This window comes from Garicola koreensis, from assembly GCF_014195445.1.
GTDB lineage: Bacteria > Actinomycetota > Actinomycetes > Actinomycetales > Micrococcaceae > Nesterenkonia > Nesterenkonia koreensis.
In genome coordinates, this window is sequence record NZ_JACIBT010000001.1 from 685,532 (window position 1) to 700,828 (window position 15,297).

Consider the following 15,297-nt stretch of genomic DNA (forward strand, 5'->3'; position numbering starts at 1 on the left):
GCGTTCAGCTGGCCGCTGGCACGATGTTGACGACCTTGCGGCCGCGCTTGCTGCCGAACTCCACCGAACCGGTGGCCAGGGCAAAGAGCGTGTCGTCCTTGCCCAGGCCCACATTGGCTCCGGGGTGGAACTTGGTGCCGCGCTGGCGCACCAGGATCGACCCGGCGGTCACGTCCTGGCCGCCGAAGCGCTTCACGCCCAGGAACTGGGGGTTGGAGTCGCGGCCGTTGCGAGTTGAGCTCGCACCCTTCTTGCTTGCCATAGGTCTGCCTGCCTCTCAGGAATGGAAAATCTGCTGCCAGTTTACCGTGTTCGCCTAGGCGATTGCGGTGACCTTCACCCGGGTCAGCTCCGAGCGGTGGCCCTGGCGCTTGTGGTAGCCGGTCTTGTTCTTGAACTTATGAATGACGATCTTCTTGCCCCGCAGGTTCTCCTGAACCTCGGCGGAGACCTTGACGCCGGAGAGCTCATCGGCGGAGGTGGTGACCTTATCCCCGTCCACCAGCATCACTGCCGGCAGCTCAATGGTGCTGCCCGCCTCAGCGTCGACGCGGTCAAGGGTCACGAGGTCTCCTACCGAAACCTTCTCCTGGCGGCCGCCTGCGCGGACAATCGCGTACACCACTTGGGACTCACTTCTCTCGTTGACTTACATTGGACATAGAGGCGCTGTGATCAGCCTGAAGATTTCCAAAGGATCTCGGTGATTTCAGCGTCCAAAAGACTGTGGATGCCATTCGACACCAGGGGTCTATATTACGCGAACCGCTGCCTGTGAGCAACTGAACGCTTATTGGGCGCGGCTGATCTGCTCAGCAGAAACTCCCACACCCAGCATGACCGGCTCCTGCGCCGGCTTGCTCTGGCCTGGTTCAGTCTCTGCGGCAGAGGCCGCGAACGTCGATCCGGCCCCCGAGGCGGAGGTGTCCACCTGGGAGACCTCACCGGAAGCACCTTGGGCAGACCCAGCAGCACGACGACGCCGCTTCGGCGCCGGCCTGCGCCCGCCCGTCGCACTGCGGGAGTCCAGCGCCTGGTCGACGGAGTCCAGCGAAGCCTTGCCCTCAGGCTTCTGGCCCGACTTCTGAGCTGACTGCTGGTCTGTCTTCTGCCCTGATTTCTGGCCGGTTTTCTGCTGGTCCGCCTTCGGCGCAGCAGGCTGGTTGTCGCCGCTCTGGGTCTCGGCGCTGCCGCGGGGTACCTCCACCTCTTCGCCGCCGATAGTCAGCACCGCCTTATCGGCGTCGTGCTTTGTGCCGCTTCCATCGGTGGAGCTGTCCTTGTTCGAATCACCGTCGGTGGAGCCGCCGTTGCCGCTTCCGTTGGTGGCCGCAGCCACCTTGGCCATCCCCTGGGAGGCCTGCTCGAGCTTATTGCGCTCCTGTGCAGAGGATCCGCGGTCGTTGTCGTCGCGGCGGCGCTTATTGCGGCGCTTCTTGGAGCCCCGTGAGGACTGGGTGTCACCGTGTGAGTTGTAGGAGGGTTGCTTCTCCACCGGCTCCGGGTGGGTGTGGTAGCCCAGTCCGGCGCAGTGCTCACACTCGGAGGAGAAGACCTCCAGCAGCCCGGTGCCCATACGCTTGCGCGTCATCTGCACCAGCCCCAGGCTGGTCACCTCGGCCACCTGGTGTTTGGTGCGGTCCCGGCCCAGGCACTCCACCATCCGGCGCAGCACCAGGTCCCGGTTGGACTCGAGGACCATGTCAATGAAGTCCACCACGATGATCCCGCCGATGTCGCGCAGCCGCAGCTGCCGGACGAGCTCCTCGGCGGCCTCCAGGTTGTTCTTGGTGACCGTCTCCTCCAGGTTTCCCCCGGAGCCGGTGAACTTACCGGTGTTCACATCCACCACGGTCATCGCCTCGGTGCGGTCGAAGACCAGCGACCCGCCGGAGGGCAGGTTCACGTGGCGCTGCAGTGCCTTGTTCAGCTGCTCATCTATCCGGTGGTGGGCGAAGATGTCCTGGGTCTGGCCCTCTTCGGGGCTCCACTGCCGGCAGCGGTCCAGCAGGTGGGGGGCCACGTAGGTCACGTAGGCCTCCACGCTGTCCCAGGTCTCCTCCCCCTGGACTTCCATGGCGGAGAAGTCCTCATTGAACACGTCGCGGACTACTTTGATGGTCAGGTCCGGTTCGGCGTAGAGCATCTCGGGGGCGAGGACCTTCTTGTCCTTCGACTGGGTCTCGATGCTCTCCCACAGCGCGCGCAGCCGGTTCACATCGTTGGTGAGCTCCTCCTCCGAGGCGCCCTCGGCGGCGGTGCGCACAATCACCCCGGCGTCGGCGGGCATCTGGTCCCGCAGGACCTTCTTCAGCCGGGCGCGCTCGGTGTCGGGCAGTTTGCGTGAAATACCGGTCATCGAGCCGCCGGGCACATAGACCAGGTACCGGCCGGGCAGGGAGACCTGGCTGGTCAGCCTCGCTCCCTTATGGCCCACCGGATCCTTGGTCACCTGCACCAGCACCGAGTCGCCGGACTTCAGGGCGTTTTCGATCTTGCGCGGGGCATTGCCGATGTTGGAGGCGGACCAGTCGACCTCGCCGGCGTAGAGCACCGCGTTGCGGCCGCGGCCGATGTCGACGAAGGCGGCCTCCATCGAGGGCAGCACGTTCTGGACTTTGCCCAGGTAGACGTTGCCGATCAGCGAGTCTGCGGTGGTGTGGGAGACGTAGTGCTCCGCGAGGACCCCGTCCTCCAGCACCCCGATCTGGATGCGTTCGCCGCGCTGGCGCACGATCATCTTGCGGTCCACCGATTCCCGGCGGGCTAAGAATTCGGCCTCGGTGATGATGCCGCGGCGCCGACCCCCGTTTCGGGAGTCCCGACGACGCTGTCGCTTGGCCTCAAGCCGGGTGGAGCCTTTGACGCCGGTGACCTTGTCCGGGGCGTTCTCCCCGGCTTCGCGGCCGGAACGGATGCGGGTGACGGTGTGGCCGTCCTCGTCGGTCTCCTCAATATCCAAATCAGAGGACCCACGACGACGACGTCGGGTGCGGCGGATGACCTTATCGTCATCCTCCTCGGCCGACTCGGCACCGCCGTTTCCGGAACTGGGCGGGGAGTCCTTGTTCGAGGACTCCTTGTTTGAGGAGCCGCGGGACTTCTTCGACTGGCCGGATCCCTGCTTCTGCTGAGCGTTCTTCTGCTGTCCGCTCTTCTGCTGGCCATCACCGGAGTCGCCTGCCGAGGAGTCGGAACTCTCGGAGCTTTGCTGCTCGCCGTTCTCGCCGCGGCCCTTCTGACGTCCTCCGCGACGACGCTTGCGGCGGCTGTTCTTCCGCCCGCCGGGGCCGCCGTCGTCGTCGGTGCTGTGGTGCTGATCCTGCTGAGCGGGCTGCTTGGGCGCCACCTTGGAGAGGTCAGGCGCCTGGAACATCACATCTGCGGCGCTCTGGTCGCTGCTGGACTGGTCACCGCTGGCCTGATCGCTGCTTGGCTGGTCGGTGCTGGGCTGGCCGCTGCCGTACTGTTTCCTCTGGCCCTGGTCGGTGTTGGCCGCAGCGTCATCATCACCGGTGCCTGGTGCCGGGGTGCTCGGCGCGGGGCTGAACGGGTTGTAGATTTCGTCCGGTTCATTATTGGAAGTCGGCGTCTGGGTCATTGGGTTAGGTCGTTTTCCGCCGTCGGGAACCTGCTGCCACACTCAGCGGAACCTGACGGCTCTCGTCATGAAATTCTCTTGTTCTCGCCGTCTCCACCGGGCGCTGCCAGGACTCTGGATGAGCCGGCGCGCTCTACGCGGTCTGCAACAGCGATCACTCGCGGTGGTGAACAGTCAATGTGCTGACTCGTGGGGCGGCGGCTTCGTGCATCTGCTTCGTAACTCCGTGCGGACCTTCGTCGTCCACGACGGGCGCCTGCCTCCACGTGTTCAGTTGTGCTTGCTCCTGCCAGTGAAAGTCTTCTCGAAGTGCACGTGTGGCATGCGACTCCGATGTGTTCATTATCGCACACCATCCATAATCACCGCCGGTCCCACGTACGATTGGCCCATGCGAACTACCGATCCCGCCCCCAACACCGGGGCCACGGACGCCGCCGACTCGGCAGAGGCTGACCAGCGCCCCGGGCGTGTCCCCGCCTTCGCCCGGCCGCGCGGATTTGCGCTCTGGCTGCTGGTCACCGGGCTGGTAGGTGCAGCGGCCAGCCTGATGCTCCTCTATGAGCGTGTGCTGCTGTGGAACAACCCGGAGCACGTCGCCGCCTGTGATGTGAACCCGTGGGTCTCCTGCGGTGAGGTGATGCAGTCCTGGCAGGCCTCCACCTTCGGCTTCCCCAACATCTTCCTGGGTGTGATCGGCTTCCCGCTGCTGGTGGGGGTGGCCATCAGCCTGTTGGCCGTCGGCGGGCGGATTCCGGCCTGGTACTACGGCGGGCTGCAGGCCGGAGTCCTCTTCGCCTTCGGCTTCATCACCTGGCTCTGGTACTCCGCCAGCTACAGCATCGGGGTGCTCTGCCCCTACTGCATGGTCGTCTGGGCTGCGGTGATTCCGCTGTTCGTCGTCGTCACCGCCCGCAATATGATCCACGGGGTGCTGCCAGCCTCGCCAAGGCTGAAGCGCATCGCCGCCGACTGGTGGTGGGTGGTGGTGCTGGTGATCTACCTGCTGGTGTTCGCCTCGATCGTGCTGAACTTCACCGAAGCCTTCACCTACGGGCGGTGATCAGCTCGGGGCGGTGATCAAACCCCGGCAGCCAGGGCAGCAGGGGTGCCTGCTGTCAGGTTCCAGTGCTGGGCGTAGGTTTTCAGTATGGCCTCCTCCACTGACTCCACGCTGACCCCGGGGTTCAGGTCTTCCGCCGCTCCGGCGCTCAGCGGGTCCCACTCCAGCCCCATGGCCGCATAGGTGTCCACAAGCACCCTGCGGATCGGTGCGCCGTCCTCGATGATGATCGACGAGGAGAACAGCCAGCCGGTGGCGATCTGGCGCTGGGCGGTGCCGATCAGTTTGATCCGCACATCCAGCTGATCAGGGTCGACGCCGTGGACGGAGTGTTCCCCGTAGCAGTACTCCCCCGGAATCGGCCCGGTGCGAGCGTCGACGCCGGCGGTCTGCAATGCTTCGGCGAAGAGGTCGGCGAAGGCGCTGAACCGGGCCCGGGAGGCCCGAATCGGGTCCGGATCCGGTTCGATGTGGTCGATGACCAGGGACCCGCGGTGATAGGCGGCCGCCCGTCCCCCGGCGCGGCGGACCACGGGGGTGAAGCCCAGCTCCCAGCAGGCCTGCTGGGCGTCGTCGAATCCGACCATCCGACGGTCACGCTGACCGAAGGCGACAGTGGGCTGGGGCCGGTAGATGCGGATCATCGGCCCGGTCGCCTCAGGGTGTCCGGGATCCTTGGCGTATCTGCGAGTGCCGTTGAGCAGCGTGACGGCCAGGTCCAGGTCTTCAGCGGCGCCGCGGCTGTGCCGCTGCCTGTAGACCAGAAGCTCCCCCACTGATGACATGGGATATGAGTCTAATGGACGCTGCTGCGGCTGCTGCCCCACCGCAGTATCCTGACTTGATGGACACCACAGCCGCCCATCGTCCCACCGCGCCCGTCGTCGCGGCACTGACCCGGGCCTTGGGATCCGAGGTCGTCTTCACTGATCCGCAGCTGCTCGATCAGACGGCCCAGGACCGCTCCTCCCACCGATGGGAGCCTGCCCTGGCCGTGGTGCGGCCGCGCAACACCGACGAGGTGGCCGCTGCCATGAGAATCTGCGCTGAGCATACGGTGCCCGTGGTGCCCCGGGGTGCGGGCACCGGGCTTGAGGGCGGGGCCAACACCACCGCCGCCAGCGTCAGCGTGGACCTGTCCACGATGGATCAGATCATCGAGATCGCCGCTGACGATATGTACGCCCGCGTCCAAGCCGGGGTGATGAAGTCCGCGCTGAACACCGCACTGGCCCCGCATGACCTGCACTTTCCCGTGGGCCCCGGTGTGGACGCCAGCCTCGGCGGCATGGCCGCCACCTCCGCCAGCGGCACCACGGCAGTCAGCCACGGAACCCTGAAGGAGAACACCATCGGCCTCACTGCCGTGCTGGCCGACGGCTCGGTGATCACCACCGGCTCCACCACCAAGAAGACCTCAGCCGGATACGACCTGACCCACTTGCTGGTCGGCTCCGAAGGCACCCTGGGGATCATCACCGAGGTCACTGTGACCCTGCACCCAGTGCCGGCGGCCACCATGATGGGCATCTGGTCGCTGCCCTCACTGGGTGAGGCGGCGGATTTGGTGGTGGCCAGTATGCGTTCGGCGCTGCGGCTGGGGCGTGTGGAACTCCTGGACGAGGCCACAGTGGAGGCGCTGGCCTCATACAGCGGCTACCGGGCCCCGGTGGCGGACACCCTGATGGTGGAGTTCACCGGTCACGGCCCCGACGTTGCGGCCCAGTATGCCCAGTTCAGCGCGCTGGCGCAGAAATTTGACGCCGTGGAGTTCGCCTCCTCCGGCGACCCTGCGGAATCGGCGGTGCTGTGGCAGGCACGCCATGACGCGCTGCCGGCAGCACTCGCGCTGGTGCCCGGTTCTGCGGCGATTCCCACTGATGTGTGCGTGCCGATCTCGCAGCTGCCGCAGTCCATTGTGCAGACCCAGGCCGATGTTCGGGCCTCTGGTCTGGTCGCCCCCATTGTGGGTCACGTCGGCGATGGCAACTTCCACGTGGCCATCGTGGTGCCGCCGCAGGACGACGACGCCGCAGCCCGGGCTGAGCAGCTGGCGTCACGGCTGGTGGACCGCGCCCTGGCGATGGGCGGCACCTGCACCGGTGAGCACGGGGTCGGCACCGGAAAAGTGGACGCTCTGGCGAAGGAGCACGCCTCCGCACTGGGGGCGATGCGCGCCATCAAGTCCGCCTTGGACCCGCAGGGGATCATGAACCCCAGCAAGGTCCTCAGCGTCCAATGACGTGAAATAAGCCATCCCGCTCGGTGGTTGGCTCAGATATGGACGAATCAGCACGCGATGCCGATGTGTCTGAAGCCATCGCTGACACGCAGAAGCAGACGATGCCCGCCGTCGAATTCGAGCTGTTCTCCTCCTCGTTCTGCGGAGACTGCCGTCATACCCGCGGCCTGCTGGAACAGGCGCTGCGCGTGCTGCCGACGGCGAGTATCCGCGAGCACAACGTCGCTGACCAGCCTGAGCTTGCCGCTGAGCACCAGATCGAATCCACCCCTACGGTCATCGTGCGCGACGCCGAAGGTGCCGAGGTGATGCGGGCAGAGGGCGTGCCGACCATCGACCACCTGCTGGTCGCCGCCGACAGCGCACTGGGCAGCGCGAACCCGCAGGACCCTCAACATCAGTAAGGGTCGCGCAGTATAAACCCTCAGATCCGGTTGTTCCGTCATTGATGGACAGCGGGCGTGTCCGCGGCTGTCCATAGTCTGCCGAATATGAGGAGAAAAGACTATGGGGCTGACGAAACCGCCCTGAGGAAAGCCATAGACCACCTGCCCGATGAACTGTTCAGCACCTACCACGGAGCCTGGCAGGAGAGCATCAGCCTTGCCCTGCTGGACGCCATCTACTTTCTGCATCCCACCTACGAACCCCACCATCCGGAACGCGACATCACCGGCCGCGTCTTCACCTTCGCCCAGGAGCACCCGGAGGCAGAGGACAACCTGCGTTCCCTGACCCAGCTGGACGAAAGCGTTGTCCGTGCGCTGATGGGCTACGCGAAGACCGGAGCGAACCTGCGCAGCGAAGCCGTCATGGAGGTCGCACGGGGTCTGCTGACCCTGACCCCGCCCATTGTTGAAGCCCGGGATGTCACCGGCGAGAGACTCAGGGACGTGCGGCAGGTCTTCGCCGGTGTGCAGGGCCTGGGCAGAGTCGCGCTCACCTACTTCGCCACGAACCTGGGAGTTCCGGGAGCGCAGGTGGATTCCCAGCTGACCAATTTCGTGGCGCGCTACGCCTATGGTGATCAGAGGCTGAGGCTGACCTCCCAGCATGTGGTCCAGCTGGTGACCAACGCGTATCGCAGGGATGATCGCGGCGCCGAGTCCGTCAGCCACTTTGAGCATGCCCTGTGGTTGGGTGAAAGCAGGGGCCATGCCCCGTGAGCTGCTGGAAGCCGGCCAGTAGGTCTATAGACTTCTGGCATGGCTTCAGCATCGGTGTGGAACCTCGGCCTGCTCGCCTCATCTGCGCCACAGGCGGCTCCCGCTTCGCAGTCGGGAAGCATGGACCTTTTCGGTGCCGCCCACCTGACCATGCTGGTGCTGACCGTCGTCGTCACGGCGCTTGCGATCTGGGGGGCTCGCACAATTCGCGGCAGCAGGGCTGAGCACCGGATCATTCGCACCTGCGGCTGGGCGTTCCTTGTGCTGAGCACTGCGTGGTTGGCGTGGGGTTGGTTGCCGCAGAACTGGGTGTTGGAGGAGTCCCTTCCCATGCACCTCTCAGATGTGCTGCGCCTGGTGACATCGATTGCGCTCATCTGGCGTCCGCAGTGGGCACTGGCGGTCATCTACTACTGGGGGCTGACGCTGAACGTGCAGTCGATCATCACCGCTGATCTGAACTTCTACGACTACCCGGTGTTGGAGTTCATCATGTACTGGCTGCTGCACATCACGGTCTTCGTCGCTCCTTTGGTGTTCATCGTCGGGTTGGGGTACCGGCCCACATGGCGCGGCTATGGAATCACCTTGGCGATCACAGTGGGCTGGGCCGTGGTGACCTTCACGCTCAATTCCCTGGCCGGAACCAACTACGGCTATCTCAACGGGGCCCCAGACGGCCCTTCGCTGCTGGATGCTCTGGGACCCTGGCCGTTCTATCTGATCTCAGAAGCAGTGCTCATCTGCGCGGTCTGGGCGCTGATGACGTGGCCCTGGGCCAGCGCAGCCCGACGCAGGTACCATCGCGACACCCGGGCTGCCGACAGTATCGGGGCCGGAGACCGAGACAGAGGTGACGGATGAATGAGCTGCTGGACTGCAGCGCCACGGAGCTGCTGAGGCGACTGCGCACCAAGGAGGTCTCCTCCCGAGAGCTGGTCGAAGCTCACCTGCAGCGCATCGAGGAGGTCAACCCGGTGATCAATGCTGTGGTCACTGTCGATGCCGATGGCGCCCTGGCAGCTGCCGCTGAGGCTGATCGGACGAGGGCTTCCGGTGTGCCGGTGGGAGCACTGCACGGGCTTCCGATGACGCATAAGGACACCCACCGAACCCGCGGGATGAGGACCACGATGGGCTCGCCGGTTTTCACCGACCATGTACCTGATCAGGATGATCTGATCATCGCTCGGCTGCGTCAGGCCGGGGTGATCTCCACAGGCAAGAACAACGTCCCAGAGTTTGCGGCAGGTTCGCATACGTTCAACAGCGTCCTCGGCACCACCACCAACCCCTACGCCCCGGACCGCAGCGCCGGCGGGTCCAGCGGTGGACTCGCTGCCGCTGTTGCTGCTCGTATTCAGCCGCTGGGCGATGGCAGCGACATGGGTGGTTCCCTTCGTATTCCGGCGTCGTTCTGCAATGTGGTGGGGTTCCGACCTTCCTATGGAGTGATTCCCGCACCGTCTCCGACCAACGACGAGCAATGGCTGGCAACCCCCGGGCCGATGTCCAGATCTGTGGAAGATGCTGCCCTGTTCATGTCCGCCGCTGCCGGGCCGGTTCCGCAGCTTCCATCGGCGGCACCGCTGAACGGTTCTTCGTTCTCCGGGGCGCTGAACACCGATATGCGCGGGGTGCGAATTGGGTGGTCTGCGGACTTCGGCATAGGGATCCCTGTGGAGCCGGAGGTGGTGGAGACCCTAGAAGCCCAGCTGTCCGTGTTCGAAGAATTGGGTGCCGTGGTCGAGGAGGCCACCATCGACTTCAGCGAAGCTGATGCCGTCTTTCATGCGACCCGGGCGATGACCTTCGCCGAGCAGTACGGTGAGCTGGTGCGTACCCATCGGGATGACATCAAACCTGAAGTGGTGTGGAACGTCGAGGAAGGCTGGTCGCTCTCAGCAGAGCAGCGGGTCGAAACCACCGCTGCCTCCGCTCGGCTTCAGCAGCATGTCCGCACCTACTTCGACACCTACGACCTGTTCCTCAGCCCGGCGGCCCAAGTGTTGCCGTTCAACGCGTCGCTGCGGTACCCGCAGCGAGTGGCAGGTACTGAGTCTGAAACATATTTGGACTGGATGCGCTCAGCCTCCGTGCTGTCTGCCACCGCACTGCCGGTGCTCAGTGTGCCCGGCGGGTTCACTGCTGAGGGGCTTCCGGTGGGGTTCCAGATGGCCGCTGCCCATTACCGGGATGTTCAGCTGCTTGGCTGGGGCGCAGCCTTTGAGCAACGCACCCAGTTCACGGCTCAGAGACCGGCAGCCCTGCGCTGACTAGGCTTCATACCAGGTCTTTCATTCTCTTGGCAATCATGCCGATAGCTCGCTGCGGGATGATGCGGCTGAGCTTGTCGAAGAGCTTCGCGTCGCTGCCGATGTGCAGCCGGAAGGTCTTTTTCTCCACTGCCTCAGCAATCTGGCGTGCGGCTTCCTCCGGGGTCGTGGTTTTCGCTGAGGCGGGGTCTACTGAGGCCGCGGCACGCTCCACACCGGAGTTTTTGCTGATCTCGGTGCTGATAGCGCCAGGAAACACTTCGGTGACCGCCACGTTGGTGCCCTGCAGCTCCGCGTAGAGCCCCTCGGTCAGTAGTCGGACTGCTGCTTTGGAGGCCCCGTAGGCGCTCTGCCCGGGTACCGGAAGCAGCGCGCCCATGCTGGAGACGTTGACCAAGCTGGCCGTGGGCCGTTTCATCAGGGCAGGGAGGAACGCTTTGACCATATTGAGCGTGCCCCAGAAGTTGACGCTCATCACTCGTTCGATCTGGTCAAACTCCAGATCCACGATGTTCACAAAGGGCTGGATGATGCCGGCGACGTTGATCAGCCCATCGGCCTTGCCGTGTTGGGCGGCGACCTCATCGGGCAGGGCCGCAACAGCCTCACGGTTGGTGATGTTCAGTTGGTGCAGGCTCAGCCTGTCGCCGGCTTCGGCAAGTGCGGCGGTCTGCTGGAGCCCCTCGTCGTTGAGATCCACCGCAGCCACGTTGGCGCCGCGGCGGAGAAGTTCAAGGACTGTTGCTCTTCCGATGCCGGCCCCACCGCCGGTAACCACGATGACTGCTCCCTGGATGTTCATGAACATGACCTTTCTGTGCTAGCTCAGAAGTCCCAGTCTTCGTCTTCGGTCTCTACGGCCTTGCCGATCACGTAGCTGGAGCCGGAGCCGGAGAAGAAGTCGTGGTTCTCATCGGAGTTCGGGGTCAGTGCCGCCAGGATGGCGGGGTTGACCCTGACCATCTCACTGGGGAACAGCGCCTCATAGCCGAGGTTCATCAGGGTCTTATTGGCGTTGTAGCGCAGGAAGGCCATGACGTCCTCGGTCAGGCCCAGAGGGTCGTAGAGGTCGCGGGTGTAGGACTCCTCAATGTCGAAGAGGTCCTGCAGCAGCTCGAAGGTGTAGTTCTTCAGCTCCTCGCGGCGCTCCGGCGAATCGTTCTCCAGGTTCCGCTGGTACTTATAGCCGATGTAGTAGCCGTGGATGGCCTCATCACGAATGATGAGCCGGATCAGGTCAGCGGTGTTCGTCAGCTGGGCCCGGGAGGACCAGTACATCGGCGCGTAGAAGCCGGAGTAGAACAGGAACGACTCCAACATCACCGAGGCGATCTTGCGCTTCTGCGGATCGTCACCTTCGTAGTGGTCCACGATGGTGCGCGCCTTGCGCTGCAGCGGCTCGTTGTCCACCGACCAGGCGAAGGCCTCATCGATCTCAGCAGTGGATAGCAGCGTGGAGAAGATCGAGGAGTAGGACTTGGCGTGAACCTGCTCCATGAAGACCAAGTTGGACAGCACTGCCTCCTCATGCATGGTCAGCACGTCCGGGATGAGGCTGACCGCACCGCGGGTGCCCTGGATGCTGTCCAGCAGGGTCAGGCCGGTGAGCACCCGAGTCGTCATCCGCTTTTCGTCGTCATTGAGCTGCGCCCAGGACTGGATGTCGTTGGAGAGCGGAACCTTCTCCGGCAGCCAGAAGTTTGAGGTCAGCCGGTCCCAGACCTCTGCGTCCTTGGGGTCCTCGACGCGGTTCCAGTTGATCGCGTGGATCGGATCAATAATCTTGCTCGTCGTGGTCGTCATGCTGATGCGGGGCCTGGCCCCCTCCTAGTTCTGAAGTGGTGGTGGTAACGGTGCCGCGGCTGACGCCTTACAGCATGCAGGAGACGCAGCCTTCGACCTCAGTGCCTTCCAGGGCCAACTGACGCAGCCGAATGTAGTAGATGGTCTTGATGCCCTTCTTCCACGCGTAGATCTGGGCCTTGTTGATCTCCCGAGTGCTGGCCGTGTCCTTGAAGAACAGGGTCAGGCTCAGCCCCTGATCGACGTGCTGAGTAGCCATCGCGTAGGTGTCGATGATCTTCTCGTAGCCGATCTCGTAGGCGTCCTGGTAGTACTCCAGGTTCTCATTGGTCAGGTAGGGCGCCGGGTAGTAGACCCGTCCCAGCTTGCCCTCCTTGCGGATCTCGATGGCGGAGGCCACCGGGTGGATCGAGGAGGTCGAGTTGTTGATGTAGCTGATCGAACCGGTCGGCGGCACAGCCTGCAGGTTCTGGTTGTAGATCCCGTGCTTCATGATTTCGGCCTTCAGCTCGCGCCAATCGGCCTGATCCGGGATGGAGACACCGGCGAAGAGCTCACGCACCTTCTCGGTGGCCGGTTCCCACACCTGGTCGATGTACTTGTCGAAGAACTCACCGCTTGCGTAGGTGGAGTTTTCGAAGCCGTCGAAGGCCGACCCGTTCTCCTTGGCCAGGAGATTGGAGGCGCGCAGGCAGTGGTAGAGCACCGTGTAGAAGTAGATGTTGGTGAAGTCCAGGCCCTCTTCGGAGCCGTAGTGGACCCGCTCGCGCGCCAGGTAGCCGTGCAGGTTCATCTGACCCAGGCCGATGGCGCGGCTGCGCCTGTTGCCCTCGGCGATGGAGGGCACCGAGTCGATGTAGGACATGTCTGAGACTGCGGTCAGGGCACGGATGGAGGTCTCGATGGTCTGGCCAAAGTCTGGGGAGTCCATCGTCTTGGCGATGTTCAGCGATCCCAGGTTGCAGGAGATGTCCTTGCCCACCTCGGCGTAGCCCAGATCAGCGGAGTATTCGCTGGGCTCAGAGACCTGCAGGATCTCCGAGCACAGGTTGGACATGGTGATCCGTCCGGCGATCGGGTTGGCCCGGTTCACCGTGTCTTCGAACATGATGTAGGGGTAGCCGGACTCAAACTGGATCTCCGCCAGGGTCTGGAAGAAGTCCCGGGCGTTGACCTTGGTCTTGCGGATGCGGGAGTCATCGAGCATCTCGTAGTATTTCTCGGTCACCGAGATCTCACTGAACGGCTTGCCGTAGACGCGCTGCACGTCGTAGGGGCTGAAGAGGTACATGTCCTCGTTCTTCTTCGCCAGCTCGAAGGTGATGTCTGGGATGACCACGCCCATGGAGAGCGTCTTGATGCGGACCTTCTCGTCAGCGTTCTCGCGCTTGGTGTCCAAGAAGCGGTAGATGTCCGGGTGGTGAGCGTTGAGGTAGACCGCACCGGCGCCCTGGCGGGCGCCCAGCTGATTGGCATAGCTGAAGGAGTCCTCCAACAGCTTCATCACCGGGATGACGCCGGAGGACTGGTTCTCGATCTGCTTGATCGGGGCACCGGCCTCACGGATGTTGGTCAGTGACAGTGCCACCCCTCCACCGCGCTTGGAGAGCTGCAGCGAGGAGTTGATGCCGCGGGCGATGGACTCCATGTTGTCCTCCACCCGCAGCAGGAAGCAGGAGACCAGTTCGCCGCGCTGCTTCTTGCCAGAGTTGAGGAAGGTGGGGGTGGCCGGCTGGAAGCGGCCCGAGGCGATCTCATCCATGATCCGCATCGCGTGGTCCTCGCTGCCACGGGCCAGGTGCAGGGCGACCATGCAGACACGGTCCTCGAAGCGCTCCAGATAGCGCTGGCCGTCGAAGGTCTTCAGCGCATAGGAGGTGTAGAACTTGAAGGCGCCCAAAAAGGTCGGGAAGCGGAACTTCGCCGCGTAGGCCGCATCCCAGAGCTGGTGCAGAAACTCACGGCTGTACTGGTCCAGCGTCTCGGTCTCGTAGTAGTCGTTCTCCACCAGGTAGTTCAGCTTCTCGTCCAAGTTGTGGAAGAAGACCGTATTGACGTTGACGTGCTCGAGGAAGTACTTGCGCACCGCCAGCTGGTCAGCCTCAAACTGAATCTCGCCGTCAGGGCCGTAGAGATTCAGCATGGCGTTGAGCTCGTGGTAGCTCAGCCCCTCCCACTGCGGGGGGACCTCCTTGGCCAAGGCTGGTTCATCTATACGGTTAAGAGACTTGACTGCTGTTTCCAAAACTCTTCCAATCCCTTGTGGACTTTGGACACGTCGTCCTCGGTGCCCATCAATTCAAACCTGTACAAGTGCGGCACGGCGCACTTCTGGGCGACGATGTCGCCGGCTATGCAGTAGCTGTCGTGAAAATTCGTGTTGCCCGAGCCGATGACTCCGCGCAGCAGGTTCCGGTTGGACTCCACGTTGAGGAACTTGATCACCTGCTTGGGCACCGACCCTTTGCCGCCGTTGGCGCCGTAGGTGGGAAGCATCAGCACGAATGGCTCTTCGGCTGAGAGGGTCTCCTCGTTGGTGCGCAGCGGCAGTCGTGCCGTCTGCCCTTCGGGAAGCTTCAGCTTCTCCACGAATCGGTGCGTGTAGTTCGACACCGAGGAGAAGTAGATCAGCGATGCGGAGGTCTGCACAGCTCACTCTCCTGTTGCGCGGCGGCTGCGCCGCTCCCGCGCAGTATGGGTGGTATGGGTGTGGTTCAGGCGACAGCCGCGCGGGCTGTCTCGCCTGTGGCCAGCTCGGAGATCTTGTCCGGGCGGAAGCCGGACCAGTGCTCGGAGTCGGTGATGACCACAGGGGCCTGCATGTAGCCCAGCGCACGGACCCGCTCAAGGGCCTCGGCGTCCTGAGAGATGTCTACGGTCTTATAGGTGACCCCGTTCTTGTCCAGGGCGCGGTAGGTCGCGTTGCACTGCACGCAGGCGGGCTTGGTGTAGACGGTGACGCTCATGCTGCTCCCCTAAAGAGTTGTCTGCTTTCGACTGACATCGTGTCTGTGGCCTCGTGATGAATGAAGGCCCTGTGGCCGTCTTGTTCGGTGCGGCCGATCCGATACAGCAATACTACATCTTGGGTTCGGCCAAGTCACCAACCACAAGATGATGTACTGACATCCATGTAGTTCTCCACT

Annotated in this window: 15 protein-coding genes; 6 read left to right on the top strand and 9 right to left on the bottom strand. The window is 63.7% G+C overall.

The features are described from left to right. Positions 1-4 precede the first annotated feature (4 nt). The 3 genes from rpmA to FHX47_RS10790 form a co-directional block, all read right to left on the bottom strand. Positions 5-262 (bottom strand): 50S ribosomal protein L27, encoded by a 258-nt coding sequence (gene rpmA / locus FHX47_RS03175; protein WP_183357410.1) that lies wholly within the window; start codon positions 260-262, stop codon positions 5-7. Positions 263-316: 54 nt separating this feature from the next. Further along, complete coding sequence (gene rplU / locus FHX47_RS03180) at positions 317-625, bottom strand: 50S ribosomal protein L21 (RefSeq protein ID WP_183357411.1); 309 nt, start codon at positions 623-625, stop codon at positions 317-319. Positions 626-790: 165 nt separating this feature from the next. Then, a complete protein-coding gene (locus tag FHX47_RS10790) occupies positions 791-3,601 on the bottom strand; it encodes an Rne/Rng family ribonuclease (protein ID WP_246327903.1) in 2,811 nt (936 codons plus the stop codon). A 391-nt stretch (positions 3,602-3,992) separates the two neighbouring features. Between FHX47_RS10790 and FHX47_RS03190 the strand changes: the two genes are divergently transcribed. Next, complete coding sequence (locus FHX47_RS03190) at positions 3,993-4,664, top strand: vitamin K epoxide reductase family protein (protein WP_183357412.1); 672 nt, start codon at positions 3,993-3,995, stop codon at positions 4,662-4,664. Between the two features lie 17 nt (positions 4,665-4,681). Here the strand turns inward: FHX47_RS03190 and FHX47_RS03195 are convergent, their stop codons facing one another. Then, a complete protein-coding gene (locus tag FHX47_RS03195) occupies positions 4,682-5,449 on the bottom strand; it encodes a lipoate--protein ligase family protein (protein WP_183357413.1) in 768 nt (255 codons plus the stop codon). Between the two features lie 59 nt (positions 5,450-5,508). Here FHX47_RS03195 and FHX47_RS03200 point away from each other — a divergent pair, with 59 nt between their 5' ends. From FHX47_RS03200 to FHX47_RS03220, 5 genes are all read left to right on the top strand, one after another. Then, the gene (locus FHX47_RS03200; protein ID WP_183357414.1) at positions 5,509-6,906 is read left to right on the top strand and encodes an FAD-binding oxidoreductase; all 1,398 of its coding nucleotides are present in this window, start codon (positions 5,509-5,511) and stop codon (positions 6,904-6,906) included. A gap of 38 nt (positions 6,907-6,944) precedes the next feature. Further along, entirely contained in the window at positions 6,945-7,310 is a 366-nt protein-coding gene (locus tag FHX47_RS03205; protein WP_246327904.1) for a thioredoxin family protein, read from the top strand. Positions 7,311-7,397: 87 nt separating this feature from the next. Next, positions 7,398-8,072, top strand: coding sequence for a hypothetical protein (locus FHX47_RS03210; RefSeq protein ID WP_183357415.1), 675 nt, complete (start codon positions 7,398-7,400; stop codon positions 8,070-8,072). 39 nt (positions 8,073-8,111) lie between these two features. Next, a complete protein-coding gene (locus FHX47_RS03215; RefSeq protein WP_246327905.1) occupies positions 8,112-8,936 on the top strand; it encodes a YwaF family protein in 825 nt (274 codons plus the stop codon). Beyond that, positions 8,933-10,348, top strand: a complete 1,416-nt coding sequence (locus FHX47_RS03220) for an amidase (protein ID WP_183357416.1) — start codon at positions 8,933-8,935, stop codon at positions 10,346-10,348. Before FHX47_RS03215 ends, FHX47_RS03220 begins: the two co-directional genes overlap by 4 nt. Before the next feature lie 7 nt (positions 10,349-10,355). Here the strand turns inward: FHX47_RS03220 and FHX47_RS03225 are convergent, their stop codons facing one another. From FHX47_RS03225 to nrdH, 5 genes are all read right to left on the bottom strand, one after another. Beyond that, positions 10,356-11,150, bottom strand: a complete 795-nt coding sequence (locus FHX47_RS03225) for an SDR family NAD(P)-dependent oxidoreductase (protein WP_183357417.1) — start codon at positions 11,148-11,150, stop codon at positions 10,356-10,358. Between the two features lie 23 nt (positions 11,151-11,173). Further along, positions 11,174-12,151 carry a class 1b ribonucleoside-diphosphate reductase subunit beta gene (gene nrdF, locus FHX47_RS03230; protein WP_183357418.1) on the bottom strand — a complete coding sequence of 326 codons (978 nt, stop codon included), beginning with the start codon at positions 12,149-12,151 and terminating at the stop codon, positions 11,174-11,176. A 67-nt stretch (positions 12,152-12,218) separates the two neighbouring features. Continuing rightward, positions 12,219-14,351, bottom strand: a complete 2,133-nt coding sequence (gene nrdE / locus FHX47_RS03235; RefSeq protein WP_281376167.1) for a class 1b ribonucleoside-diphosphate reductase subunit alpha — start codon at positions 14,349-14,351, stop codon at positions 12,219-12,221. An 11-nt stretch (positions 14,352-14,362) separates the two neighbouring features. Beyond that, complete coding sequence (nrdI, locus tag FHX47_RS03240; protein ID WP_183357420.1) at positions 14,363-14,800, bottom strand: class Ib ribonucleoside-diphosphate reductase assembly flavoprotein NrdI; 438 nt, start codon at positions 14,798-14,800, stop codon at positions 14,363-14,365. A gap of 65 nt (positions 14,801-14,865) precedes the next feature. Further along, positions 14,866-15,117, bottom strand: a complete 252-nt coding sequence (gene nrdH / locus FHX47_RS03245) for a glutaredoxin-like protein NrdH (protein ID WP_183357421.1) — start codon at positions 15,115-15,117, stop codon at positions 14,866-14,868. Between the last annotated feature and the right edge of the window lie 180 nt (positions 15,118-15,297).